This is a genomic window from Brachybacterium sp. AOP43-C2-M15 (assembly GCF_052446295.1).
Taxonomy (GTDB): Bacteria; Actinomycetota; Actinomycetes; order Actinomycetales; family Dermabacteraceae; genus Brachybacterium.
In genome coordinates this window covers 82670-106743 of sequence record NZ_JBQSWB010000009.1, presented here as the reverse complement: position 1 = coordinate 106743, position 24074 = coordinate 82670, and the positions used below count along the sequence as shown (strand labels likewise).

At 72.8% G+C, this 24074-nt stretch carries 20 protein-coding genes and 1 tRNA gene; 11 read left to right on the top strand and 10 right to left on the bottom strand.

The window, feature by feature from the left end; all coding sequences use genetic code 11:
* The first annotated feature begins 127 nt into the window (after positions 1–127).
* Positions 128–1309 carry a variant leucine-rich repeat-containing protein gene (locus ACT3SP_RS11560; protein ID WP_444587438.1) on the top strand — a complete coding sequence of 394 codons (1182 nt, stop codon included), beginning with the start codon at positions 128–130 and terminating at the stop codon, positions 1307–1309.
* Positions 1310–1412: 103 nt separating this feature from the next.
* On the opposite strand, the gene ACT3SP_RS11555 is transcribed toward ACT3SP_RS11560, so the two are convergent.
* The 3 genes from ACT3SP_RS11555 to ACT3SP_RS11545 all read right to left on the bottom strand — a co-directional run bounded on the left by ACT3SP_RS11555 (position 1413) and on the right by ACT3SP_RS11545 (position 4649).
* Positions 1413–1484 (bottom strand) — tRNA-Thr (locus ACT3SP_RS11555).
* 92 nt (positions 1485–1576) lie between these two features.
* Positions 1577–2401 carry a thioredoxin domain-containing protein gene (locus tag ACT3SP_RS11550; protein ID WP_444587437.1) on the bottom strand — a complete coding sequence of 275 codons (825 nt, stop codon included), beginning with the start codon at positions 2399–2401 and terminating at the stop codon, positions 1577–1579.
* A 136-nt stretch (positions 2402–2537) separates the two neighbouring features.
* The gene (locus ACT3SP_RS11545) at positions 2538–4649 is read right to left on the bottom strand and encodes a protein kinase domain-containing protein (protein WP_444587436.1); all 2112 of its coding nucleotides are present in this window, start codon (positions 4647–4649) and stop codon (positions 2538–2540) included.
* 212 nt (positions 4650–4861) lie between these two features.
* Between ACT3SP_RS11545 and ACT3SP_RS11540 the strand changes: the two genes are divergently transcribed.
* The 4 genes from ACT3SP_RS11540 (at position 4862) to ACT3SP_RS11525 (ending at position 10556) form a co-directional block, all read left to right on the top strand.
* On the top strand, positions 4862–5539 hold the full coding sequence (locus ACT3SP_RS11540) for an AIM24 family protein (protein WP_444587435.1): 678 nt from the start codon (positions 4862–4864) through the stop codon (positions 5537–5539).
* A 143-nt stretch (positions 5540–5682) separates the two neighbouring features.
* Positions 5683–7869 (top strand): circularly permuted type 2 ATP-grasp protein, encoded by a 2187-nt coding sequence (locus ACT3SP_RS11535; RefSeq protein WP_444587546.1) that lies wholly within the window; start codon positions 5683–5685, stop codon positions 7867–7869.
* Positions 7862–8857: a transglutaminase family protein gene (locus ACT3SP_RS11530; protein ID WP_444587434.1), complete on the top strand. Its 996-nt coding sequence runs from the start codon at positions 7862–7864 to the stop codon at positions 8855–8857. Before ACT3SP_RS11535 ends, ACT3SP_RS11530 begins: the two co-directional genes overlap by 8 nt.
* A gap of 232 nt (positions 8858–9089) precedes the next feature.
* Positions 9090–10556, top strand: a complete 1467-nt coding sequence (locus ACT3SP_RS11525; protein WP_444587433.1) for an FAD-dependent oxidoreductase — start codon at positions 9090–9092, stop codon at positions 10554–10556.
* A gap of 303 nt (positions 10557–10859) precedes the next feature.
* Here ACT3SP_RS11525 and ACT3SP_RS11520 read toward each other — a convergent pair whose 3' ends face one another.
* Both ACT3SP_RS11520 and ACT3SP_RS11515 read right to left on the bottom strand, forming a co-directional pair.
* Complete coding sequence (locus ACT3SP_RS11520; protein ID WP_444587432.1) at positions 10860–11786, bottom strand: endonuclease domain-containing protein; 927 nt, start codon at positions 11784–11786, stop codon at positions 10860–10862.
* Positions 11787–12406: 620 nt separating this feature from the next.
* The gene (locus tag ACT3SP_RS11515) at positions 12407–13618 is read right to left on the bottom strand and encodes a pyridoxal phosphate-dependent aminotransferase (RefSeq protein ID WP_444587431.1); all 1212 of its coding nucleotides are present in this window, start codon (positions 13616–13618) and stop codon (positions 12407–12409) included.
* A 248-nt stretch (positions 13619–13866) separates the two neighbouring features.
* On the opposite strand from ACT3SP_RS11515, the gene ACT3SP_RS11510 reads away from it, so the two are divergent.
* The 4 genes from ACT3SP_RS11510 to ACT3SP_RS11495 are packed head-to-tail and all read left to right on the top strand — an operon-like array spanning position 13867 to position 17429.
* Positions 13867–14088 (top strand): hypothetical protein, encoded by a 222-nt coding sequence (locus ACT3SP_RS11510; RefSeq protein WP_444587430.1) that lies wholly within the window; start codon positions 13867–13869, stop codon positions 14086–14088.
* A gap of 34 nt (positions 14089–14122) precedes the next feature.
* On the top strand, positions 14123–15061 hold the full coding sequence (locus tag ACT3SP_RS11505; RefSeq protein WP_444587429.1) for a carbohydrate ABC transporter permease: 939 nt from the start codon (positions 14123–14125) through the stop codon (positions 15059–15061).
* A gap of 12 nt (positions 15062–15073) precedes the next feature.
* Entirely contained in the window at positions 15074–16030 is a 957-nt protein-coding gene (locus tag ACT3SP_RS11500; protein WP_444587428.1) for a carbohydrate ABC transporter permease, read from the top strand.
* A 10-nt stretch (positions 16031–16040) separates the two neighbouring features.
* Positions 16041–17429, top strand: a complete 1389-nt coding sequence (locus ACT3SP_RS11495; RefSeq protein ID WP_444587427.1) for an ABC transporter substrate-binding protein — start codon at positions 16041–16043, stop codon at positions 17427–17429.
* A 150-nt stretch (positions 17430–17579) separates the two neighbouring features.
* Here ACT3SP_RS11495 and ACT3SP_RS11490 read toward each other — a convergent pair whose 3' ends face one another.
* The 4 genes from ACT3SP_RS11490 to ACT3SP_RS11475 all read right to left on the bottom strand — a co-directional run bounded on the left by ACT3SP_RS11490 (position 17580) and on the right by ACT3SP_RS11475 (position 21756).
* Positions 17580–18743 carry an ROK family protein gene (locus tag ACT3SP_RS11490; protein ID WP_444587426.1) on the bottom strand — a complete coding sequence of 388 codons (1164 nt, stop codon included), beginning with the start codon at positions 18741–18743 and terminating at the stop codon, positions 17580–17582.
* 35 nt (positions 18744–18778) lie between these two features.
* On the bottom strand, positions 18779–19828 hold the full coding sequence (locus ACT3SP_RS11485; protein WP_444587425.1) for an N-acetylglucosamine-6-phosphate deacetylase: 1050 nt from the start codon (positions 19826–19828) through the stop codon (positions 18779–18781).
* A 3-nt stretch (positions 19829–19831) separates the two neighbouring features.
* A complete protein-coding gene (locus tag ACT3SP_RS11480; RefSeq protein ID WP_444587424.1) occupies positions 19832–20626 on the bottom strand; it encodes a 6-phosphogluconolactonase in 795 nt (264 codons plus the stop codon).
* Between the two features lie 107 nt (positions 20627–20733).
* A complete protein-coding gene (locus tag ACT3SP_RS11475) occupies positions 20734–21756 on the bottom strand; it encodes a LacI family DNA-binding transcriptional regulator (protein ID WP_444587423.1) in 1023 nt (340 codons plus the stop codon).
* Between the two features lie 211 nt (positions 21757–21967).
* On the opposite strand from ACT3SP_RS11475, the gene ACT3SP_RS11470 reads away from it, so the two are divergent.
* Positions 21968–22654, top strand: a complete 687-nt coding sequence (locus ACT3SP_RS11470) for a hypothetical protein (protein ID WP_444587422.1) — start codon at positions 21968–21970, stop codon at positions 22652–22654.
* 31 nt (positions 22655–22685) lie between these two features.
* On the opposite strand, the gene ACT3SP_RS11465 is transcribed toward ACT3SP_RS11470, so the two are convergent.
* Complete coding sequence (locus ACT3SP_RS11465; protein WP_444587421.1) at positions 22686–23342, bottom strand: PH domain-containing protein; 657 nt, start codon at positions 23340–23342, stop codon at positions 22686–22688.
* Between the two features lie 96 nt (positions 23343–23438).
* Between ACT3SP_RS11465 and ACT3SP_RS11460 the strand changes: the two genes are divergently transcribed.
* On the top strand, positions 23439–24065 hold the full coding sequence (locus ACT3SP_RS11460; RefSeq protein WP_444587420.1) for a hypothetical protein: 627 nt from the start codon (positions 23439–23441) through the stop codon (positions 24063–24065).
* Positions 24066–24074 lie beyond the last annotated feature (9 nt).

The window sequence follows — 24074 nt, the reverse complement described above, 5'->3', positions numbered from 1 at the left end:
CGCGCCGTGCGGGTGCGGCGAGCGGATGTGCCATCCTCGGGGGTCGACGCACCGCCCGCGTCCGACGCGCGGGCGGCCGGTCACCGAGCGCGCGTGACCGACCACGAGGCCACGAAGGGAGAGCGCGGTGAGAGAGCCCCGTTCGACGGCGCAGGAGGCCGAGGATCCGAGCACCGACCCGGACCGCCTCCTCGAGCTCGCCCGGAAGCATCCCCAGCTGCACCGGCTGCTCGTGCTGAACCCCTCGACGCCCGAGGTGGCGCGCCAGTGGATCCTGGCCACCGACCCCTGGGCCAAGCGGGCCTACGAGGACAGCCGGGAGGCGCGGCCCGAGGACGCCGCAGCCGACGGGGCGGGAGTCGAGGACGCCGGGGTCGAGGAGCCGACCGCGGCCATGGACCCGGTGCCCGAGGATCCTGCCCCGAACCGCACCCCTCCCCCGGCGCCCCCACCCGCGCCCATGCCCGACGACCCCGACCTCGTCTCCGCCTGGGGCGAGTTCCCCGACGACGTGGTCTGGGGCGGGGCCGGCACCACCTCCGAGGACAGCCCGACCGCACCCGCGCGCACCGCGCCCGTGCGCGTCTCCGAGGAGGCCGGGGTGGTGCCGCTGGGTCCCGTGCCGTCGGCCGCCTCCTCGGCGGCGTCCCCTGCTCCCGCGGCCGCCGCGGGCGAGAGCTCCGCCGCCGGGCCCCCGGCCCGGCCCCACGACCCCGAGGAGGGGGACGGCTCCGGGCCCTCCCGCCGGGCCTGGTTCGCCTGCGGCGGATGTCTGGTGCTCGCCCTGCTGCTGGTGCTCGTGATGGCCCTGGTGGGCCGCGCCTGGCTCACCGGCGACGAGGAGGCCCAGGACGACGGCGCGACCACGTCCGCCGAGGCCGCCCCCAGCGAGGAGCCGACCGAGGAGACCGCCGAGGACGAGACGACGGAGGAGACCACGAGCGCGGATCCGGTCTCGCCCGCCCCTGACGATGCGCAGGAGATGACCGAGCTGTCCTCCCCCACCGGCAACATCGTCTGCCGGCTCGACGAGGACTCGGCGACCTGCTCGCTCGAGCAGCAGGACTACGCCCAGAACGATCTCGAGGACTGCGGGGACGACACCTTCTCGATCGCCGTCGCCGAGCAGGACGCCGCTCCCGACTGCGGCACCTCCGCCCTCAGCGACTCCGCCGAGACCCTCGACTACGGCGAGAGCGCGACGAACGGCGAGATGGCCTGCACGAGCCGCTCCGACGGAATGACCTGCTGGAACATCATGACCGGCAAGGGGTTCACGGTGAGCCGCTCGAGCTACGAGACGTTCTGACCCCTCGGGCCGACGGTCGGGAGCCGGGAGCCGGGAGTCGGGAGTCGGGAGGAGCCGACCCCGACGTGACCCGGGGACCGCAGGCGCGGTCAGGGGCGAGGAGAGCTGGAGACGAGATTCGAACTCGCAACCGCCTGTTTACAAGACAGGTGCGCTACCGTTGCGCCACTCCAGCGGGAGGGACCGGCCGACGGATCGACCGGTCCCGGAGAGTGTAGTGGGAGAGCGCGGGCCCGGGCGCGCCCTTTCCGTGCGCGGCGCGGGGACTCAGCCCTCGCCGCCGTCGGAGGCGCCGCCGCCGTCGGACGGAGCGGCCTCGCCGCCCGCCGCCAGCACGGCCTCGCGCAGCTGCCCCGGCTGGGACCACTGCTGCGAGTCGAGCGTGGTGCCGTCGATCTCCACGTACGGCGTGCCGCCGCCGGTCTCCGACCCGTAGGGATCGGCGACCTGCCGCACCCACGGCTGGTAGGTCTTCTCGCCGATGCAGGACTGCACCTCGTCCGAGGCGCCGGCCTCCTGCGCATAGGCCCAGATCTGGTCGTCGTCCAGGCCCGCGCTGCCCTCGGCCGGCTGGTTGGCGAACATGAGCTGCTGGAAGGGGATGACGTTGTCGGGGTCGTCGTCCCAGACGCACACGAGCGCGTTCGCCGCACGGGAGGAGTAGTCGCCCGTGGTCGAGGCGGAGTCCAGGCCGCGTCGGGGCACGAAGTTCACGGTCGCCTCCTCCTCGGCGACCATCTGCTCGATGTCATCGCCGTTGAGCTCCTCGAACTGGCCGCAGAAGGGGCAGATGAAATCCAGATGGATCTCGAGCACCGGCTTGCCGGAGTCCTCGGGGGCGCCGACGGACAGGTACGGCTGCTCCTCGCTCATGCCCTCCGGGACCGCGACGGGACCCTCCGGCTGCACCGCGCGGTAGATCAGGAACCCGAGCCCGGTGGCGAGCACCAGGGCGACCACGGTGATCGCGGCGATCACGACGGTGCGCACGGTGCGCTGGCGCTTCAGCTCGGCCTGACGCTGCTTGCGCAGGGCCTCCCGCTGCGCTTCGCGGCGCTCCTGCGCTGACTTGGACGAACCGGACGCGGCCATGGATTCTCCTCGCCCCGATCAGGGGCTGCGGTGGGCGACAAGGTCGATGAGAGCTTAACGGTCGGCGGCTGGGAGCCAGGGGACGGGATGGGGCACCTCACGCGGCGGCGATGCGGGCCCTCGGGGACGGGCGCGCTCAGCGCCGCCAGAGCGCGATGTCGTCGAGCCGGGGTCCGCTCGGGAAGGGGAAGTAGTCCACCATCCCCTCCCGGGCCAGCAGAGTGAAGACCACGGCGCCGAGCAGCAGCAGGAGCAGCCCCAGCACCACCGCCCCCCAGACCATGTCCGGGGCCGCGGCGTCGAGCATCCTGTGCGCGCCGTTGCGGGTGGTGCGGCTGCCCAGACCCACCCAGGTGATCAGCAGCGTGATCGCCATCGCGAGGCCGAAGGCGGCGGCATCGGGCGGCGCGGAGCCCTGCAGCAGCGTCCACCCCGCGTCGAAGGCGATGCCCACCAGCAGACCGAGGATCAGGGGGAACAGCGCCTGCAGCGCGATCTCGAGCAGTCCCAGCAGGAAGCGGAAGGGGCTCGCGAGCCCCGCCCGCCAGGCCGGTCCGGCGCCGGTGGATCCCCGCAGGCGCTGGCCGGCCACGGCCTGGTGGGACCGCTCCCAGGTGCGGGCCAGGGCCCCGAGCAGCAGCAGCACAGCGAGCGAGGCGTACGGCGCGATCGCCGCGAGCGAGACGATGAGCAGGTGCCCGATCCACACCAGCAGCGGGCGCCGGGGCGGCGGCTGCGGCCAGGGGCCGTAGGGGCCGGCCTGCGCCTGCGGCAGCATCTGGCCCGGCGGCGCCATGGTGCCCTGCGGCGCCATGGTGCCCTGCGGCGCCATCTGGCCCTGCGGGTCCCACGGCTGGGGCTCCTGCATCGCCTGCTGGACCGGGGGGCGGGCGGAGGGGGACCGCGTCGGCGCGTGCTCCCGCCGCGGGTCGTGTTGCCACGGCTGCTGAGGGCGCGGGTCCTGCTGCGGCGGCACGACGGGCAGGGCACGGGTGGGGGTGCCGATGACGGGCAGCGCCTCGGTGGCCGGCTCGTCCGGGGTGGCGACCGGCGGCAGGACCGCGGTGGGCGGCTCCGCCGGGGTGCTCATCGCCGGCAGCACCTCGGTGGCCGGCTCCTGGCCGGAGGGCAGGGCGGTGGTCGCGTCGACGTCGGGCTCGGCCTCTGCACGGGCATCGGCACCGGCGCCGGGGGCAGCGCCGAGGTCTGCACCGGAGACAGCATCGGGACCGGGCTCGTCCCCGGCACCGGCCGCTTCCCCGCCGGCGGCGGATGCCGCTCCGGCGGCCGCCGCACCCGCGGCGGGCAGGACCGAGGTGCGAGGTCCGGCGCCGAGCAGCTCCGTCTCCCCCGGGTCGTCGTAGCGGGTGAGGTCGAGGTCCGCCAGGCGGGCGAGCAGCTCCGCCGGCTCGGGTCGCTGCGCGGGATCGGACTGCAGCGCCGAGGAGAGCCAGGCGGCGAGCTCCGTGGGAGCCCCCTCGATGTCGAGCTCCCCCCGCTCGGCACGCAGGAACACCACGTCGGCGCGTCCGGTGCCGTAGGGCTCCCGGCCGGTCGCGGCGAAGGCCAGCAGCGCCGCCCACGCCCACCAGTCCGCCGCCTCGTCCGTGCGGTTGGTGCGGATCACCTCGGGGTCGAGATAGGTGGCGGTGCCCATCACCAGCCCCGTCGAGGTCAGCCGCGAGGTCTCGGCTGCGATGGCGATTCCGAAGTCGATGATCACCGGGTCCAGCCGGTCCCCGTCGGGGTCGAACCCGGTGAGATCCTCCTCGGAGGCGCCGCGCAGCATGATGTTGCTGGGCTTGAGATCCCGATGGATCACGCCCGCCGCGTGGATGGCCCGCAGCGTCTCCCCCATCACCAGACCGATCTCGCGCACCGCCTCGGGATGCAGGCCGCCGTGGGTGCGCACGGCGTCCTCGAGCGTGGGGCCGGGGACGAACTCGGTGACCACGAAGGCGTCGGAGGACTCGAGCTCCGCGTCCAGGATCCGCACGATGTTGTCGTTGCGCACGAGCTTCTGCGCGGCCACCTCGCGGGCCAGGCGCTCCCGTGCGTGCGCGTCGTCCGCGATCTCGTGGCGCAGCAGCTTGATCGCCACCTCGTTCCCGTCGGCGTCGTGCGCCCGGTACACGATCCCCATGCCGCCGGCGCCGATCCTGTCGAGCACCTCGTATCCGGAGTCCTCGGCGAGCGCCACCAGCCGCGGGTCGCGGGGGGTGCTGCGGGGCGTGCGGGACCGGTCCATGCCCGCCATGCTACGAGGCCCGCGACCGGGGGCGCGCAGGCTTCACCGCACCCGCACAGGGTCCGCACCGGAGCGCGACGGCGTCGGAGCCCCGTCGGCCGCCGTTCCCCGGAGCGGACCCGGCGTGAGACGATCGGGCCGCGCCACGGTGGGCGCCGCGAGGTCGGGACGCGCCATTCCGGCGTCCCCAGGAGCGGAAGGGCCCCGTCACCATGCGATCGACTCTGTTCGATGCCTCCCACCAGGAGCGCCAGACGGCCGAGAGGTGGACCCTGCAGTCCCCCAAGATGCTGCGCTGCGCCTTGGACCCGCAGTCCCCCGAGATCATCTCCGCGGCCGGCGCGATGGTCGCCTACCAGGGGCAGATGGACTTCTCCTACCAGGGCTCCGGCGGCGGCATGAAGATGCTCAAGAAGATGGCCACCGGCGAAGGCTCGAACCTGATGCGCACCCGCGGTCACGGCGAGATCTTCTACGCGCGGCAGAACAACCAGATCTTCCTGATCCAGCTCGAGGGTGAGGCCCTCACCCTGAACACGCGGAACATGCTCGCCTTCGACAGCTCCATCCAGTGGGACATCCGGTCCCTGGGCGGGGCGGGCTTCATGGCCGGCGGACTGTTCAACCTGTTCCTGCAGGGCCAGGGCATGGTCGCGCTCACCTCCGACGGCCCGCCGCTGCTGCTGGACTGCTCCCGGCAGCCCACCTACGTGGACCCGCAGGCCGCGGTGTGCTGGTCCGCGAACCTCCAGCCGCAGATCAAGAACGACTTCAAGGTGGGCTCGCTGATCGGGCGCGGCTCCGGCGAGTCCTTCCAGCTCGGCTTCCACGGCCCGGGCTTCGTGGTGGTCCAGCCGTCCGAGGGGATGCCGACCGTCACGTCGTCCTGAGCGTCGGCCGCCGCGAGCACCCCGGGACCCGTCGCCACGTCTACGATGACCTGGTGACTTCCACACCTCCGCAGGCCCTGGTCGACGAGCTCGACGCTCTCGGCCCGGTGGGTCGACGCCGGGCGGCGAGCTCGGCGGCGGCGATGTTCGCCGGCGACGTCTCCGCCGCCTCCCCCGCCATCGATCCCGTGCCCGTGGTGCTGGACGCCGAGGCATGGGCGCAGCTCTCCGCAGGGCTGATCCAGCGGGTGCGCCTGCTGGACGCGCTGCACGCGGATCTCTACGGCCCCCGCACCGTGCTCGCGACGGACGTCGCCCCCGTCTCTCAGCTGCTGCAGGACCCCGCCTACCTGCGTACCGCGGTCGGCATCCCGGCCCGCGGCGCCCACCACCTGTTCGCCCTGACCAGCACCGTGGCGCGCACGACCGACGGGACCTGGGTGGTGCTCGAGGACTCCGTGGACGTGCCCGACGGCGCGGGCACCACCCTCGAGCTGCGCCGGGTGCTCTCCCGCTGCGCGCCGACCCTCTACCGCTCGACCCCGCTGCGCCGGCTGCACCCCTTCTTCGACACGGTCCGCACCGCGCTGCACCATCGCACGCGCGCCGAGGGCCGTGCGGGACGCACGGTGGTCCTCACCGAGGACTCCGCCGGTCCGCTGCAGGCCTTCGACCACAGCTGGTTGGCGAACCTGCTGGGAGCGCCCGTGGTCTCCGTCGGCGACCTGCGCACCGGCTCGGGCACGCTCACCCTGCGCCTTCCCGGACTGGACTCCGATCCCGGCGACGCCGTGGACGCGCTGCTGCGCCTGGTGCCCTCGCAGCTGGTGGACCCGCTGGATCTGGGGCCGACGCCGCTGGGCGGGGTGACCGGGCTGGTCGAGGCCGCTCGCTGCGGCGACGTGGAGATCCTCAACCCCCTCGGGGCCGGACTGCTGGAGAATGCGGACCTGCGCGCCGCCCTGCCGGACCTGTGCCGTCAGCTGCTCCACGAGGACCTGCTCCTGCGGCCGGCCGCCGAGGGGGCCGAGCTGACCGGCTGGCTGGGCCTGGACCCCGAGGGCGGCGACCACCTGGTCGAGCGTCCGGTGCGGCTCCGACTGCTGGTCATGGCCGCCGAGGACGGCTTCGAGGTGCTGCCCGGTGGGATCGCCACCACCGCCGACGACGGCCCCGCGGCGATCAAGGACGTGTGGGTCACGGTGCCCGAGACCGCCGCGGTCGCGGGCGGGACGGACGCCGACGGCGAGGGCGAGAGCTCCGAGCCGAAGGCGCCGTCGGCCGCCGCTCCCGGAGTTCTCACCGCCTATCCCGCGATGACCCGCTCGATCGGCTCGGACCTGTTCTGGTTCGGCCGCTACCTGGAGCGGGTCGACTCCACCGCGCGTCTGCTGCGCACCGTGCTGGACACCGTCAACGACCTGGACTCCGAGAGCGGCTCCGCGGCCCGCACCGCACAGGCCGTGCTGCTGAGCGCGATCACCGAGGCCACGACCACCTATCCGGGCTTCCTGGACCTGGACCTGCGGGACCGGGAGGCGGTCCACTCCGAGGTCGAGAGCCTGCTGACCGACCGGGGACGTCCCGGCTCGCTCGCGCAGTCCTTCGCCGCTCTCGCCCAGACCACCCGCACCCTGCGGGACCTCATCTCCGACGACATCTGGCCCGTGATCGCCCGGATGAACGGCCGACTGCGCAACCTGGGCGGGAGCGACGCCCCACCGCTCGAAGAGGGGCTGACGGACATCGTCGACGGCTGCCTGACCCTGTCCGGAGCGGTCGCCGACTCGATGCCGCGGAACCTGGGCTGGGACCTCACCGAGGTGGGGCGCAAGATCGAGCGGACGATGAGCCTGCTGGCCCTGCTGCGCGCGACGCTGGGCAGGCGCCGCACCCGCGCCGCGGAGGCCCGCATCGCCGGTGCGGTCGCGCTGATCACCGAGTCCGGCGCCTCCTACCGGCGCTCGTACCACGCGGCGGTGCAGCCCGAGCTGCTGGTGGAGCTGCTGCTGGACGACACCACGCTCCCGCGGTCGATCGCCTTCCAGCTCGATCGGCTGGGGCTCGCCCTGGACCGGCTGCCGGAGGTCTCCCCCTCCCCCGAGCTGCGCGCCCCGCTCACCTCCCTCCGCTCCCGCCTGGCGTCCTGGCAGCCGCAGGAGCTGCTGCGTCCGCGGGACGGGGCCGACGCCGTCGACGGCGCCCCCACCGCGCTGCTGGACGAGGCCGACGCCGCGGTGGAGTCCCTGCGCGAGCTCGCCACCGCGCTCGAGAACCGCTACTTCCGCCCCTCCGAATCCACCTCACGTTGGGGGATCGACGATGTCTGAGAGCTCCCGAGCAGCCACCCGCTCGCGCCCTCTGCTCCCGCTACGGGACGAGGACGCGCCCGCCGCCGAGGCCGTCCACTACCGGGTCCACCACCTGACCTCGTACCGCTACGCGAAGCCGGTCACCCGCAACTACGGCCGCGCCCACGTGGAGCCGCGGGCCACCCCCCACCAACGGGTCCTCTCCCACGAGGTGGCGGTGGACCCGACCCCCGCCCGGCTCACCGCGCACACCGATTTCTACGGGAACTCCTCGACGTACCTGCTGGTCGACGAGCAGCACACCCAGCTCGACGTCCACTCCCACGCCCGCGTCACGGTCGCCGAGCGCCGCTACCCGATCGAGCCGATGTCCCGCCCCTGGGAGCAGTGCACCCCGGAGCACTGGGGATCGCTGCTGCCCGACTCGGGGCTCGACTTCGTCCACCCCTCCCCCCGCGTGCCCGTGATCGCGGCGGCGCAGGAGATCTCCGCGGAGGTGTTCCGGCCGGGCCGTGCGATCGGCGAGTGCCTCGCGGACCTCACCGCCCTGATCCACACCGACTTCACCTACGACTCGCAGGCCACCACCGTCACCTCGACCCTCGAGGAGGTGCTCGCGCAGCGGCACGGCGTGTGCCAGGACTTCTCGCACGTCGGGGTCGCCGCGGTGCGCGCCGCGGGGCTCGCCGCCCGGTACGTCTCCGGGTACCTGCGCACGGCGCCGACGGCCGAGGGCGCACTGGGCACCGCCCCGGTCGGCGAGATGGTGGGCTCGGCCGCCTCCCACGCCTGGCTCAGCGTGCTCGTGCCCGGCACCGGCTGGGTGGACATCGATCCCACCAACCGCACCTTCGTGGACCAGCGCTTCGTGACCACCGCCTGGGGCCGCGACTACGCCGACGTGCCCCCGCTGAAGGGCATCGTCGTCGGCCCTCCCGGGGCGACCAGCACCCTCGGCGTCTCCGTCGGCGTCGTGCCCGAGCCCCCGGGCGGCAGCCCGGAGTGAACGGCCCGTCGCGAGCGCCCGGCGAGAGCGCCCATCGCGAGCTGCCCGTCACGAGCGCCCGGCGCGAGCGCCCCTCCCTCACCGCGTCGTCCTGCTCACAGCCGCCGCGGGCAGGGCGAATTTCGCGTATAGAGTGGTGCGGAAATCTGTGTAGCGCGGAGTGCGGCGTGTGAACCGCGACGCCCTGGACCGCATCCGACCCGGCGCCCTCGCGCCACGAGACCGAGGTGAGATGTCCTCCTCCCAGCAGCCCTTCCGTCTGGCCGTGATCGGCTCCGGCCCCGCCGGCGTCTACGCCGCTGAGACCCTGCTGCGCACGCCGCAGGTCAAGAACGGGGAGCTCGAGGTCAGCATCGACCTGTTCGACCGCTTCCCGGCGCCCTTCGGCCTGATCCGCTACGGCGTCGCCCCGGACCACCCCCGCATCAAGGGCATCATCACCGCGCTGCACCGCATCCTGGGGCGCGGTGACATCCGCTTCCTGGGCGACGTCGAGTTCGGCACCGACCTCACCGCCGAGGATCTTCGCGCCCACTACGACGCAGTCGTCTTCGCCACCGGCGCCCTCAAGGACGCGGACCTCCCGGTCCCCGGCATCGAGCTCGAGGGGTCCCACGGCGCCGCCGACTTCGTGGCCTGGTACGACGGCAACCCGGACTACCCCCGCACCTGGGACCTGGACGCCGAGAGCGTCGCCGTGATCGGCAACGGCAACGTCGCACTGGACGTGGCCCGGGTGCTCTCCAAGAGCGCCGACGAGCTGCTGCGCACGGAGATCCCCGAGAACGTCTACGAGGGCCTGCGGGCCGCTGCGACGACCGACGTGCACGTCTTCGGCCGGCGCGGCCCCGCCCAGACCAAGTTCTCGCCCCTCGAGGCCCGCGAGCTCGCCCACCCCCAGGGCCTGCAGGTCGTCATGGACCCCCGCGACCTCGAGCAGATCACCGACGCCGAGTGGGAGGCCATCAAGGCGGACAAGCGCACCGACCAGGTGGTCCAGACGTTCGTCGGCTGGCTCGAGGAGCAGCAGCGCCGCGAGGCCGCCGGCGAGGAGCCCACCGACCGCGAGGGAGGCCCCGTCCGCCGTCGCCTGCACATGCACTTCTGGCACCGCCCCGTCGAGGTCCTCGGGGAGGACGGCCGGGTCACGGGGATGCGCTTCGAGCGCACCCGGCTCGACACGGAGGGTCGCGTGGAGGGCACCGGCGAGCTCGTCGACTACGAGCTCGGCGCGGTCTACCGGGCCGTGGGCTACCACGGCTCCGAGCTGCCCGGCATCCCCTACGACGCGAAGCGCGGCGTGATCCACAACGTCGCCGGCCGCGTCACCGAGGCCGACGGCACCGTCATCCCCGGCGTCTACGCCAACGGCTGGATCAAGCGCGGGCCGGTCGGTCTCATCGGCGCCACCAAGTCCGACGCCATCGAGACCATCTCCAGCCTGCTCGAGGACATCGCCTCCGGCACCCTCTCCGCCGCGCCGGAGCGCGAGGAGGACGCGATCCTGCGCCTGCTCGAGGACCGCGGCGTGCAGTACACGACCTGGGACGGCTGGACGGCGCTGGACGACCACGAGAAGGCCCTCGGCGCCGCCGCGGTGGACGCCGACGGCGAGCCCCGCGCCCGCATCAAGGTCGTCGAGCGCGAGGAGATGGTGAGGGTCTCCCGGGACGGCGCGAACCAGCCCTCCCACGCCTGACGGAGCGCGGGTCGGCCCGGAGCGCGGGTCGGCCCGGAGCGCGGTTCGGCCCGGCCCGCGCCTCACCCCCGGCGTGATCGCCGCATCGCGCACGTGACACTCACACACCGCCCGCCCATTCCCCCGATATCTCCCACCGGTGAACGAGATCGGGGGAATCGGTCAGCGTGCCGTGGCCACCGGCGAGCGGGGCAGTCCAGACGCAGCGAACGTGCCCCGACCACCAGCAGCACACCGCAGACCCAGCCGACGTGCCCCGACCACCAGCAGCACACCGCAGGAACAGCGCGCACGCCGTGATGGTCAGCGGGGATTCGTGCCACCGAGCGCGTCGTCCAGCAGTGCCAGGAAAGGTGCCGGGTCACGCAGGTCGGAGGCCACGATGCGGAGCACCGTCCAGCCCTCGCGATGCAGCACCGCATCCTTGCCGTGGTCAGCCCGTGCCTGCTCCGGCGTGAAGTGCTGCGCTCCGTCGTACTCGATCGCGATCATTCGCTCCGGGTAGGCGAGGTCCAGGAAGTACTCCCTGCTCGTCACCGGATCGACGATGCGGTGATTCGTCACGGGCTCCTCGTACCCGGCGCGCTGCAGCAGCAGGCGGGACCGTGTCTCCTGCGGGGAGTCCACCCAGTCGCGCGCATCCCTGGCCGCGGCCCGGAGCGCACGGACACCGGGCCCCCGCAGCGCGAGCGCTTCGGCGCGGATGGTCTCCACCGGGAGGCGCAGATCCTCGCGCCTCCGCGACGCGAGGGCGTCGACGCAGGCGACGAGGTCATCGTGCGGGAGCAGACCGGCGAGATCGAGGAGCACGTCGACCGGCCAGTCGAGGACGAGCCCGCCGTGAGGGATCGTCGGCCGTCCCGCGCGGACGTGGACGACCAATCCCTTCGCGGAGCGGCGCTTCGCCCCGGCCTCCACCCGGACATGGATCGCCGCACCCCCGTCCCAGGTCAGGCGGACGGGCAGCGGCAGACCCAGCAGCTCCGCGGCCGTGACATGGCAGACCACCGCTCCGGGCACCACGCGGCGCTGTGCCGTCCGAGCGATCGCACGCAGGCTCGCGGGGGCATCCCGTCGGACGTAGCATCCCGGCAGGACACGCAGGAACTCGGCCGACGCGAGCCGGCGTTCGCTCACTCCCATCCGCCGCAGCCCGTGTCGCGTGAAGACACGGTGGGCGGGTACCACGACGCGGCGCCTGCTGCCGGGGACGGTGAACTCGGTGGCCATGAGCGGACGGTAGGGCGAGCCGGATGACGGGAGGGCGCGCAGGGCACTCGATGTGGACGGAGCGTCGTTGTGGAGGACGGATCGCGCGCCGCACCGAGCTCGTAAGGCCCCGCCGGTGGGCGCATGCATCGCGCCGCGTCGCTCGACGGGCGACGCTGTCCCGCACGCGCACGAGGTGGAGCTGCGGTCCACGGCGCGCGAACCGTGAGACTGCAGACCGCGACGCGCGAACGATGAGACTGCGGACCGCGACGCGCGAACGGTGAGGCCGCGGACCGCGACGCGCGCGCCCGTTCCCCCTATTGCCCCCGCCGCTGATGGATATCGGAGGAATGGACGGCCCGGCCCCGCGCGCCGACGGGCGACGGGCGACGGGCGAACGCCGGACGGGCGAGGACAGGGCCCGCGCACCGGGACGAGAGACGCGGAAGCTGCTCCGCGGCGCACAGACGAGGCACAAGCCGGTGCCACCCGAGCCGGCCAGACCCGAGCCGGCGAGACGCACGCCGACGAGCCCAAGTCAGCGCGACGCACGCCGACGAGCCCGAGCCGGCGCGACGCGAGCCGATGAGCCCGAGCTAACGCGACGCGACCTCGGGGGCAGGGGCCGGCTCGCGGCCTCAGCGGCGGATCGAGGCGAGGTGGTCGGCGATGCGGTCCACGGCGTCGGCGAGCAGGTCGACCGCGGGGAGGGTCACCAGCCGCAGGTGGTCAGGCTCGGGATAGTTGAACCCGGTACCGTGGTTGACCAGCAGCTTCTTGGAGCGCAGCAGGTCGAAGGCGAACTGCTCGTCGTCCTCGATGCGGTACATCTCGCGGTCGATGCGGGGGAACATGTAGAGCGCGCCGAGCGCCTTGACCACGCTGACCCCGTCGATGGCGCTGAGTCCCTCGTAGGCGACGTCGCGCTGCTCGCGCAGGCGCCCACCGGGCAGCAGCAGATCGTTCACGCTCTGGTGCCCGCCGAGCGCGGTCGCCACCACGTGCTGGGCGGGGACGTTGGGACACAGCCGCATGTTGGAGAGCACGTCGAGCCCTTCGATGAAGCTCGTCGCGTTCTCCTGGGGGCCGTACAGAGCCATCCAGCCGGCCCGGAACCCGGCCACCCGGTACGCCTTGGAGAGCCCGTTGAAGGTGATGGTCAGGAGGTCCGGCGCGAGCTTCGCGATGTGATGGTGCACGGCGTCGTCGTAGAGGATCTTGTCGTAGATCTCGTCGGCCAGGATCATCAGCCCGTGCTTGCGCGCCACCTCGACGATCTCCTGCAGCACGTGCTCGGGGTAGACGGCGCCCGTGGGGTTGTTCGGGTTGATGACCACGATCGCCTTGGTGCGCGGGGTGACCTTGTCCGCGATGTCGCTGACGTCCGGCCACCACTGCCGCTCCTCGTCGCAGCGGTAGTGCACGGCGCGCCCGCCGGCGAGCGCGACCGAGGCGGTCCACAGCGGGTAGTCCGGAGCAGGCACGAGCACCTCGTCACCGTCGTCCACGAGGGCCTGACAGGTCATCTGGATCAGCTCGGAGACCCCGTTGCCGAGGTAGATGTCGTCCAGCTCCATACCGGGCATGCCCTTGGTCTGGTAGTACTGCGCGACGGCGCGACGGGCCGAGACGATGCCCTTGGAGTCCGAGTAGCCCTGCGCGGTGGGCAGGGTGCGGATCATGTCCACGAGGATCTCGTCGGGCGCCTCGAAGCCGAACGGGGCGGGGTTGCCGATGTTCAGCTTGATGATCTTGTGCCCCTCGGCCTCCATGCGGGCTGCCTCGGCGGGCACCGGTCCTCGGATCTCGTAGCACACGTCGCGCAGCTTCGAGGACTGGGTGAAGATCATTCGGGGGCTCCTGGCCTGGTCGGGTAGAGCGACAGCGTAGCGGGGCGGGGAGGGTGCACGATGACGTGTCCCGCTCCCCGACCGTGCCGTCCGTGCGACTGCGACCGCCCGCGGCGGAGGAGATGGCGGAACGGCATTGACGGGAGCGGCCGCGCAGGCTTACTTTCATGCCGTAAGTAAATCGACACGGGGGCCATGCCCCGGCCGCCGGCCCCGCCGTGCGGTGCCGACGAGCTGGGAGAGCGACGATGCCGGACGACCCTGCCCTGCGACGGATCCCTCTGCGCACCACCGAGTCCCGCCTCGCGCGGGGCACCGCCGACGCCCACCACCCCGCCCTCCCCTGCCGGGGCGCGGCGCCGTCGCGCACGCGACACGCCGCCACGACCGCCGCCACGACCCCGACCCCAGCCCCGGCACCGGCACCTGGCACCGCGCTCCTGCTCGAGGTCATCGCCTTCGAGCGCTGAGCGCTCCCCTCATCCCTTCGGAGAAAGGACGACGATGTCCACCACTGCCCCTCCCGCGGCGAGCCCATCGAGGTCTCGCGCCCCGGCCTCGGCGCCACGTCGACGCCGGAAGGACGACACCAAGCTCGCGCTCGTGTTCATCGCACCGGCGTCCGTCGGCCTGCTGGTGTTCCTGGTCTGGCCGTTGCTGACCGGCCTGTACTACTCGTTCACGGAGTACACCACGCTCACGCCGCCGCAGTGGGTGGGGCTGGAGAACTACAGCAGGCTGCTCAGCGACCCGATCTTCTGGAACTCGCTGAAGGTGACCGTGCTGTACGTGGCCATCAACATCGGCGTGCAGACCGTCGTGGCCCTCGTCATCGCGGTGCTCATGCAGCGCCTGACGCAGTCCACCGTGCTCCGCTCGCTCGTGCTCGCGCCGTACCTCGTCTCCAACGTGGTCGCCGCCATCGTGTTCCTGTGGATCCTGGACACGCAGCTGGGCGTCTTCAACATCTTCCTGCAGTGGATCGGCTTCGACCCGATCTCCTTCTGGGCCTCGGAGACCTGGGTGATCCCGACGGTCGCGCTGGTCAACGTCTGGCGGCACATGGGCTACACGGCCCTGCTGCTGTTCGCCGGGCTGCAGTCGATCCCGGCCATCTACTACGAGGCGGCCCGCACCGAGGGCGCGGGCGAGATCGCGATGTTCCGCCGCATCACCCTGCCGCTGCTGCGGCCGATCCTCGCCCTGGTGCTGATCATGACGATCATCGGCTCCTTCCAGGTGTTCGACACCGTGTCGGTGACCACCCAGGGCGGACCCGCCGACGCCTCGAAGGTGCTCCAGATGTACATCTACGAGAACGCCTTCGCGCAGTACCAGTTCGGCTACGCCTCCGCGCTGTCCGTGGCGCTGCTGGTGATCCTCATGGTGATCACCTTCGCGCAGTACTGGTTGAGCCGTGCCGGCCAGTCGGACCTGGACTGAGAGGAGACCGAGATGACCACGACCTCGCAGAGCATCGACGGCGCCCCCACCACCGGGGCCTCCCCGGGCCGCCCCGTCGTCCCCCGCGCCCGCCGCGCCGTCCCCTGGGGGAAGATCGTCGCGTGGGCGGTGATGGTGATCTTCCTGCTGATCACCCTGTTCCCGTTCTACTGGATGCTGCGCACGGCGCTGTCCGCCAACAACGCCCTGGCCACGGATCCCGGATCGCTCCTCCCGGTGGGGATGAACACCGGCGGCTTCGAGCGGGTCTTCGGCCTGCAGGACGTCGAGACCGCCATCTCCCAGGGCGGCTCCGGTGCCTCCATCAACTTCTGGCGCTACCTGCTGAACTCGGTGCTCGTCGCGACCACCATCACGATCGTGCAGACCTTCTCCTGCGCGATGGCGGCCTACGCCTTCTCCCGCCTGCGCTGGCGGGGCCGAGACACGGTGTTCATGGTCTTCCTGGGCTCGCTGATGATCCCGCAGATCTTCACCCTGCTGCCGAACTTCATCCTGATCAAGAACCTGGGCCTCGTCGACACGCTGCTCGGGATCATGCTGCCCACCCTGTTCATCTCGAGCTTCGCGATCTTCTTCCTGCGGCAGTTCTTCAACAACATCTCCCGCGAGGTCGAGGAGGCCGCGCTGATCGACGGCGCCGGCAAGATCCGGGTGTTCTTCACCCTGATCCTGCCGATGGCCAGCGCCCCGCTGGCCACCCTGGCGCTGCTGACGTACATGACCGCGTGGAACGAATACTTCTGGTCGCTGATGGTGTCCTACACCGATCAGTCCCGGGTGCTCACCGTCGCGCTCGGCGTCTTCCGCGCCCAGGCGCCCGGCACGGGACCGGACTGGTCGGGCCTGATGGCGGCGACCCTGGTCGCCGCGGCGCCCATGCTGATCCTCTTCGCCCTGTTCGCGAAGAAGATCGTCAACTCCATCGGCTTCAGCGGGATCAAGTGAGGTGCCCCAGATGACTGACCCCACCCCTTCCACCCCTGGCGCCGGCCTGAGCCGGCGCCGTCTCCTGCAGGCCTCGGCGACGCTCGCCGCGGGAGCCGCGGGCACCGTCGCGCTCACCTCCTGCGGCACCAGCGCCGCGCCGGCCGGCGCGACGGAGATCGACTACTGGCTGTGGGACGCGAACCAGCTGCCCGCCTACTCCGCGGCCATCGACCGCTTCATGGAGCAGAACCCCGACGTCTTCGTGCGCATCACCCAGCTGGGCTGGGACGACTACTGGACGAAGCTGACGGCGAGTTTCGTCGCCGAGGCCGGGCCCGATGCCTTCGCCGACCACCTCGCCCGCTACCCGGAGTTCCTCAAGCTCGGGGTGATCGCCCCGCTGGACGGACTCGCTCCGCTCGAGGACCTCACCGCCGATCGCTTCCAGGAAGGGCTCCAGGAGCTGTGGAGCGCCCCGGACGGCACCCGCTACGGCATCCCCAAGGACTACGACACCATCGCGGTGATGTACGACAGGACGATGCTCGAGGAGGAAGGACTCGCGCCTGAGGACCTCGAGGACCTGGACTGGAACCCGGAGGACGGCGGCAGCTTCGAGCGGATGCTCGCGCGGCTCACGCTCGACACCAACGGGGTCCGCGGCGACGAGGAGGGCTTCGACCCCACCAGCATCGCCCGGTACGGCCTCGCGGCCGACGCGGGGACCGACTACACGGGCCAGACCAGCTGGTCGCCCTTCGCCCTCTCGACCGGCTGGACCTTCACCGACGCCGAGACCTGGGGCACCCGCTTCGCCTACGACGACGAGCGCTTCGTCGCGACGATGGACTGGTACTTCGGCCTCGTCGACAAGGGCTTCTTCCCGCCCTTCGGAACCTTCGGCGACTCCTCCCCCGCCCAGACCCAGCTGCAGTCCGGCTCCGCCGCTCTGGCCACGGCAGGGTCTTGGATGATCTCCACCTTCGCGAACATGGAGGGCATGGAGCTGGGGATCGCCCCGCTGCCGACCGGCCCCGCCGGGTCCCCGATCTCGATGTTCAACGGCCTCGGGGACTCGATCTCCGCGCAGTCGGAGAGCAAGGAGGAGGCGGCCCGGCTGATCGCCTTCCTCGCCTCGGACGAGGCGCAGCGGATCATCGGGGAGCGGGCGCCGTTCTTCCCGGCCACCGATGCGGGCACCGAGGCGGCGATCGAGAGCTACGCCGAGGCGGGCCTGGACGTCACCCCCTTCACGGACCGGGTGGCGAACGGCGAGACGGGACTGTATCCCCTGGTGGAGAACTCGGCCGCGATCGAGACGATCATGCAGGCCGCCTTCGACCAGTGCTGGATGCGGCAGCTCGACGGCACGGGCTTCGTCGCCTACAACGACCGGGTCAACGCGCTGTTCGGGTGAGCGGTCCGGGGCGGAGCTCGTCGGGGTCGACAGAATCGTCGGGATCGACAGAAGCGTCGAGCTCCCAAGGCTCGTCGGACTCGTCGGGGTCGTCGGGGTAGACAGAATCGTCGGGGCCGACAGCATCGTCAGGGCCGTCGGGGTCGTGCCTCAGGGCTCGACCCCGACGAACTCCTGGACCGCGATCACGGCGACTCCGCGGGCCCATTCGTCGAAGGCGCCGCTGAGCGTCCGCACCACGAGGTCGCGCTGGCCGCCGGCGATGCCCGCGCGCAGGGACTCCTCGAAGACGGGCGCGGTGGCGCGCAGCAGGTCCACCGTCTCGCCGCCGAGGATGATCGCCTCGGGGTCCGTCACGGCCAGCAGGGCGACGGCCGCGACGGCGAGCGCGCGCGCCATCTCCTCCGCGACCCCGAGCGCCCCGTCGTCCCCCGCCGTGATCAGGGCGCGCAGCTCCTCGATGCCGTCCGCGGGGGCGAGCACCCCGAGTTCGCGGGCGCGACGGACCACCGCGGCGGTGCTGGCGATCTCCCGGATCGCGACCGGGGCGCCGTCCGGCCCGGTCCCGACCGGAAGCCGACCGGTGAGCCCGGCCATGTGGTGACGCCCGCGGACCACGCGTCCGTCGATCACCGTGGCGATCCCGACGCCGGCGCCGACGGTGAGCACCGCGAAGGAGGCGTACGCCCGGCCGATCCCGAACCAGTGCAGGCCGTCGACCATCGCGATCAGATCGTTCTCGACCACCACCGGGAGCATCACGTGGGCCTCGAGGGCGGCGGCGAGCTCGACGGGTTCCGACCAGCCCAGCAGGTGGGAGGAGACCACGGTGCGGCGCGCGGCCACGAGCCCGCCCAGTCCCACACCGATCCCGGCCACGGGAGGGTGCGCGGCGAGGATCGCCTGGACGGCCACCAGGATGGTCTCCTGCACGTGCCCCGGCGAGGTGTCCTCCAGGGGCAGCGTCAGCTCCTCGAGGACGGTGGCGCGCACCGTCGTCACCACCGCGTGGACCTCGTCCGCGGTGACCTTCACCCCGATGAACCGGGGGCCGCGGTTCTCCTCGATGTCGAGCGGCTCATGGGGGCGGCCCTTGGCGCGCGGGACGGCGGTCAGCGGATGCAGCAGCTCGCGCTCGAGCAGCTCGCGGGTGACGCGCGTGACCGTGGGCGCGGAGAGGCCCAGCCGGGAGGACAGCTCGCTGCGCGAGCGGGGACCGAAGCGCAGCAGGTCCCGGTAGACCGCGCGGGCGCTCTCCCCGCCGAGAGCGAACGCCGCCGCGGCGCCGGTCCCTGTGCGTTCATCACCCTGCATCCTGCGAGTTTATCCGGGTCGGTCCGTCGGCCGTCTCAGGCGCGGTGCACGAGAGCGCCCGCGAGGCGGGTCTCGAGGACGCGCCCCGCCTCCAGCAGCACCGTGTCCCCTCCGTCGTCCCCTCTGTCGGCGCACCGCTCTGCGAGGCCGAGGAGACCGGCCGGGACGCTGCTCGCCATCGCGAGCAGGTCGGCCGGGTCGACGGGCAGGGCCCCTCGGGCCCAGTCCAGGCACTCGCGCAGGTCCGCCCCGGAGCCCGCGAGCAGACCGGTGCCCGGCAGGCTCAGACGACCGTCGGGCTCCACCTCGACCTCGCCGCCGACGGGGGTGGTGTAGCGGCCGGGCGCAACTCCGGCCAGCGCCGCGGAGTCACTGGTCAGCACGCAGCGTGCAGGGCCCTTGGCGCGGATCATGACCGTGAGGGTCTCGACGGGCAGATGGTGGCCGTCGGCGATGAGCATCGCGACGAGGCGATCCTCGGCCAGCTGGGTCCACAGATGATTGGGGTGGCGCGGCAGCATCCGGTGGGTGCCGTTGCCCAGATGGGTGGACAGGGTCGCGCCGGCGGCGACCGCGGCCCTCACCTCCTCGGGCGACGGGGTGCAGTGCCCGATCGACACCCGCACCCCGCGGGCGGTGGCGGCGGCGATGTACTGCGGCGCGCCGGCACGCTCGGGGGCGAGGGTGACGAGGCGGATCGCCCCCTCGGCGGCCCGCTGCCAGCGATCGAGCTCCCCGATGTCCGGGTCGCGCAGGTGCGCACGGTCGTGGGCCCCCCGAGGGCCGTCGTCGGCCGCGAGCGCGGGACCCTCGACGTGGATCCCGGCCATCGAGCGGGCCAGCAGCGGATCGTGCCGACGGGCGGCGGCGATCACCTCGAGGACATGGAGGATCTTCTCCTCGCTCGCGGTGACGACGGTGGGCAGATAGGTCGTCACGCCGCGGGCCCACAGCGCCCGGGTGAGATCGACGAGGGTGTCGACGCCGACGTCGTCGGCGTTGACATCGTGCCCGCCGTAGCCGTTGACCTGGAGATCGACCAGTCCGGGCTCGAGCACGGGCTCGGCGGCGCCCTTCTCGGTCACTGCTCAGCCCCTGGTCGCGACGAGGGTGGCTCGGAGCTCCTCGGGCAGCGTCGAGGCTGCGGCCTCGTCGAGATGGATGACGACGTCGGGGTGCTCGAGCATGGCGGTCGCGGGCACCTCGGAGCGCACCGGTCCGGCCAGCGTCGCCGCCACGGCCGCGGCCTTCGCCTCGCCGAGGACGGTGCACACCAGGGTCCGCGCCGAGATCAGCGCCGGGACGGTGAGGGTGAGCGCGGTGGTGGGCACGGCCTCGATCTCCGGGAAGAGCCCCTCGTCGACCTGCTGCCGCCGCGAGGCCTCGGTGAGCGCGACCAGGCGCACGGGGTCGGAGGTCCCGAAGTCGGTGTCGCCGGGCTCGTTGAAGGCGATGTGGCCGTTGACCCCGATCCCGAGGCACACCAGGTCGATGGGTGCGGCGGCGAGCGCCGCCCCGTAGCGCGCGGCCTCCTCCGCGGGGTCGGCGTCGGCGCGGATGCGGTCCAGGCCCGGCCGCGCCTCCGCCGGCAGGCGATCGGCGAGCCAGGTCCCGAAGGCCGCGGGATGCGCCGGATCCAGCCCCAGGTAGTCGTCCATGTGGAAGGAGTCCACACGGGTCCAGTCCAGGCGGGGGTCCTCGCCGAGGGTGCGGAGCATCTGCTCCTGCGAGGGGGCCGACGCGAAGACCACCCGCGCCCTCTCCGCGCTCGACAGGATCCCGGCCAGGGCGTCCGCGGCGGCGCGGCCGGCGGCGCTGCCGGCCTCCTGCGCGGCCGCGCTGACGACGACGCGCGGTCGCGTGGCGTGGGCGATGGGCGACATGGGGGTCCCTCCTCGGTCCGCATGCACGAATCTGCAATCGGTTGCACACTAGCACGGGGCTCGGGAGCCCCGAGGGACGGACGGGGGACGGGCCGGGTCGACCCGGTTCAGGGATGGTCGACCGGCGCGGCCTGCAGGCGGGCCGGGAGGTGCGCGGGAGCGGGGCCGACGGTCCCGCGCAGAACCGGCGCGCCCGGGAGGGTCACCGTCCGCGGAGCCCCACCGGCGACGGCTTCGCCGAGCACCTCGACCGCCGCCCGTCCCAGCTCGGCGAAGGGCGCGGCGACGGTGGTCAGCCCCGGGGTCATGGTGCGGGCGAGCAGCACGTCGTCGCAGCCCACGATGCTGCGGTCGGCAGGCACGCGCTCCCCCAGCTCGCTGAGGCCCGCGATCACCCCGGCCGCCATCAGGTCGTCGAAGGCGAAGACGGCGGTGGCATCGGAGTCGACGATCTGGGAGGCGGCGCCGCGGCCGTCCTCGAACTGCGCCTCGAAGGGGCCCAGCTCCACCACGTCGGCCCCCGCGCGCTCCGCCCAGGTGCGGATGGCGCGGGCGCGGCTGGAGGCGGCCCAGGAGGCGCCCGGCCCTCGGAGGATCGCGAAGCGGGAGTGCCCGTCCTCGCGCAGGTGCTCGGCGATCACCTGCAGGGCGTCGGTGTTGTCGCACACCACGCCGGGCAGCGAGCGCACCGCGCGGTTGATGATGACGGTGGGCACTCCCTTGAGCAGCTCGTGCAGGCGCTTCGTGGGGAGGCGTGCCGAGGCGATGATCAGCCCGTCGACCTGCGGCCGGATCCTCGCGACGAGATCCTGCTCGGCGCTCGCGCTGAGCTCGGAGTCGATCAGCAGCAGCTCGGCGTCCTGCTCCCGGGCGGCGTCCTGGACTGCGCGGATCAGCGGCGGGAAGAACGGGTTCTCGACGTCCGGGACCAGCATCCCGATGACCCCGGTGCGCCCGGTGGCGAGACCCCGGGCCGCTCGGTTCGGCGAGTAGCCGAGCTCGTGAGCGGTCTCCAGGATCCGCTCACGGACGGACTGCTTGACCATCTCCGGCCGGGAGAAGGCCCGGGAGACGGTCGAGGGCGAGACCCCGAGGCTGTCCGCGATGGAGTAGATCGTCGTCCTGCGCATCATTCGCCTCCCGATCCCCGCCTCGGCCCCCACGGACCGTCGACCCCCTCATTGTGCCGCAGGGCCCGAACCCCGCATCCGGAGCACGGGGACCAGGAGGTCCGTCCCGCGAACGGGTGGAGCGCCCGACGCACATCTGCCATGCTTCCGGTGACACGATCTCCGGGGATCGCCCTCGATGCCCGGACCGCTGAACCCAGGGGGAACATCCATGAGCGAGTCCGCGACCACCGGCACCGACGAGCAGGCCACGATCTACACCGCGTACGAGATCGACTTCATGCTCGGCCTGCGCGACACCGAGAACGGCCGGATCACCCGTGAGCAGGTGGGGCTGCGCAGCGCCCCCGAGGCCGCGCAGGAGTTCGTCACCGCGGCGGTCACCTCCGGGCTGCGGGCCCGGGGGAAGGTCGAGCGCTCCGAGGACGGCCAGTGGCTGCTCGGCGAGGAGGGGCAGGTCGTCGCGACCGCGCTCACCGCCGCGGACCGCTGGCTCGGCATCGCCCTGGCCGAGGGCGAGGCGATGCGCATGGCCTTCATCATCAAGGCGGAGGAGGCGATCATCATGCTCACGCAGGACGAGCTCGACTCCTTCGTGGTCACCGCGCTGCCCAGCCCGGACCAGGTGCCCGCCTCGGTCAGCGACATCGTCCTGGCCTTCCTCGAGGGCGGCAACGAGCGCACGGTGTCGCTGCGCCGCACGGACCTCGCAGCCCCGCAGGACCCGGTGCCGCTGATGTTCCACGTCGAGCAGGACGGCCGCTGGAAGGCGGGCCACCTCCCCCTGGACGAGGACGGCGTCCTGGGCGTCTCCGACGTCGACGCGGAGGGCGTGGCCGAGGCGACCCGTGCCCTGTGGGTCGAGGGGGCCAGCCGCGCTCCCGGCGCGGCCGCCTGAACGCTCCGCCCTCCGGCCGACGGGCCGGGGCTCAGAACGTCGGCCGCGCGGCCCTCTCCCTCCGGTGCAGCTCCGTGCGCAGGGCGCGGATGTCCTGCCCGGAGGGCTGGGTCCAGTGCCAGATGTGCCGGTCGAAGGCGGGCATCACCACGCGGGTGCCGTCGTGCAGCCGCAGCGCCGCGGTGAGCCAGTGCACGGGATGGACCACCCGGGACTCGATCGCGAGGATGTCGCTCCAGGCCACACGACGGGAGCGGAGACCGCCCACCACGTGCAGGCCCTCCTCGGAGATCTCCACCCGCGAGCGGGCCGTGCCCAGCGCCACCGCGCCGAAGCGGATCCCCAGCAGCAGGAGGATCAGGGCGATCCCGCCCAGCGCGAGCATCGAGATCAGCAGCGCGACCCCCGGTGAGCGCCCGTCGTCGAGACCGAGGACGAGCAGCACGATCACCACGACGGCGACGAGCGCTCCGCCCAGCAGGACCGCCGCGGCGACGGCGCGGAGCAGGGTGTCACGCGTGGCCGCCGCCGGGAACAGTGCACGGACCGTGGCCGCCGGAGCGTCCCGACCGTCCGCGCCACGACGGAGGTCGGAGACCATGCGCTCGACCGTCGCAGTGCTGCGGCCGTAGTCGGGCAGGGCGGTGCGGGGTCCGGTCTCGGGCCCGATCTGCCGTGGGATGGTCATGGCCACACACTAATGCGGGGTGCCGGAATGCGGGGTGCCGGCTGGGCGGGGCGAGGGCGGTGCACGGGGCCCGGGGTGGCGCGTAGTGTGCGGAGCATGTCCTCGCACGGCTCGCCCGCCCCACGCTTCCGTCGGCCCGCTCCGCTGTACGCCTCGGTCGCCGAGACCATCCCCGGCGAGCCGGATCCCGCGACGTCGACCGACCTCGCCCACGATTCGGCCCGGGCACTGCTGGACGGGGTCTTCCACAGCTCCGACGCCGACGTGGTCGAGCGGGTGGTCTCCCTGGCAGCGCAGGACGGGCTCTCGGACCTCGCCGCGCTGTGGTCCTCCGCGCCCGCGACCACCCTGCCCGGGGCCCTCTGGCGCCTGTACGTGCTGCACACCTGGACGCAGCGCCACGGGGACGACGTGGTGCTCCGCTATCGGGCGGGGTCCCGGACGATCCCCGGGCTCCGCTATCTCTCGGGCTTCGCGGAGCCGCCGGACGTCCAGCAGGTCCAGCGGACCTTGGACCACATCCTGCGGGGCGCCTTCACGGGCGACCTCGGCCTGGCGCTGCGCCGTGCCGGCGCGGTCGCCACGATCGTCGCGCACGGCACCGCCCATCTCGCCGACGAGGACGCCGACGACGACCGCACCCGACAGGCCGAGCGCCTGCTGCGCACCGGTGAGGAGCTCACCGCCGCGGGCCGCCACGCGGAGGCCGGTCGACTGGACTGAGATCCGGGC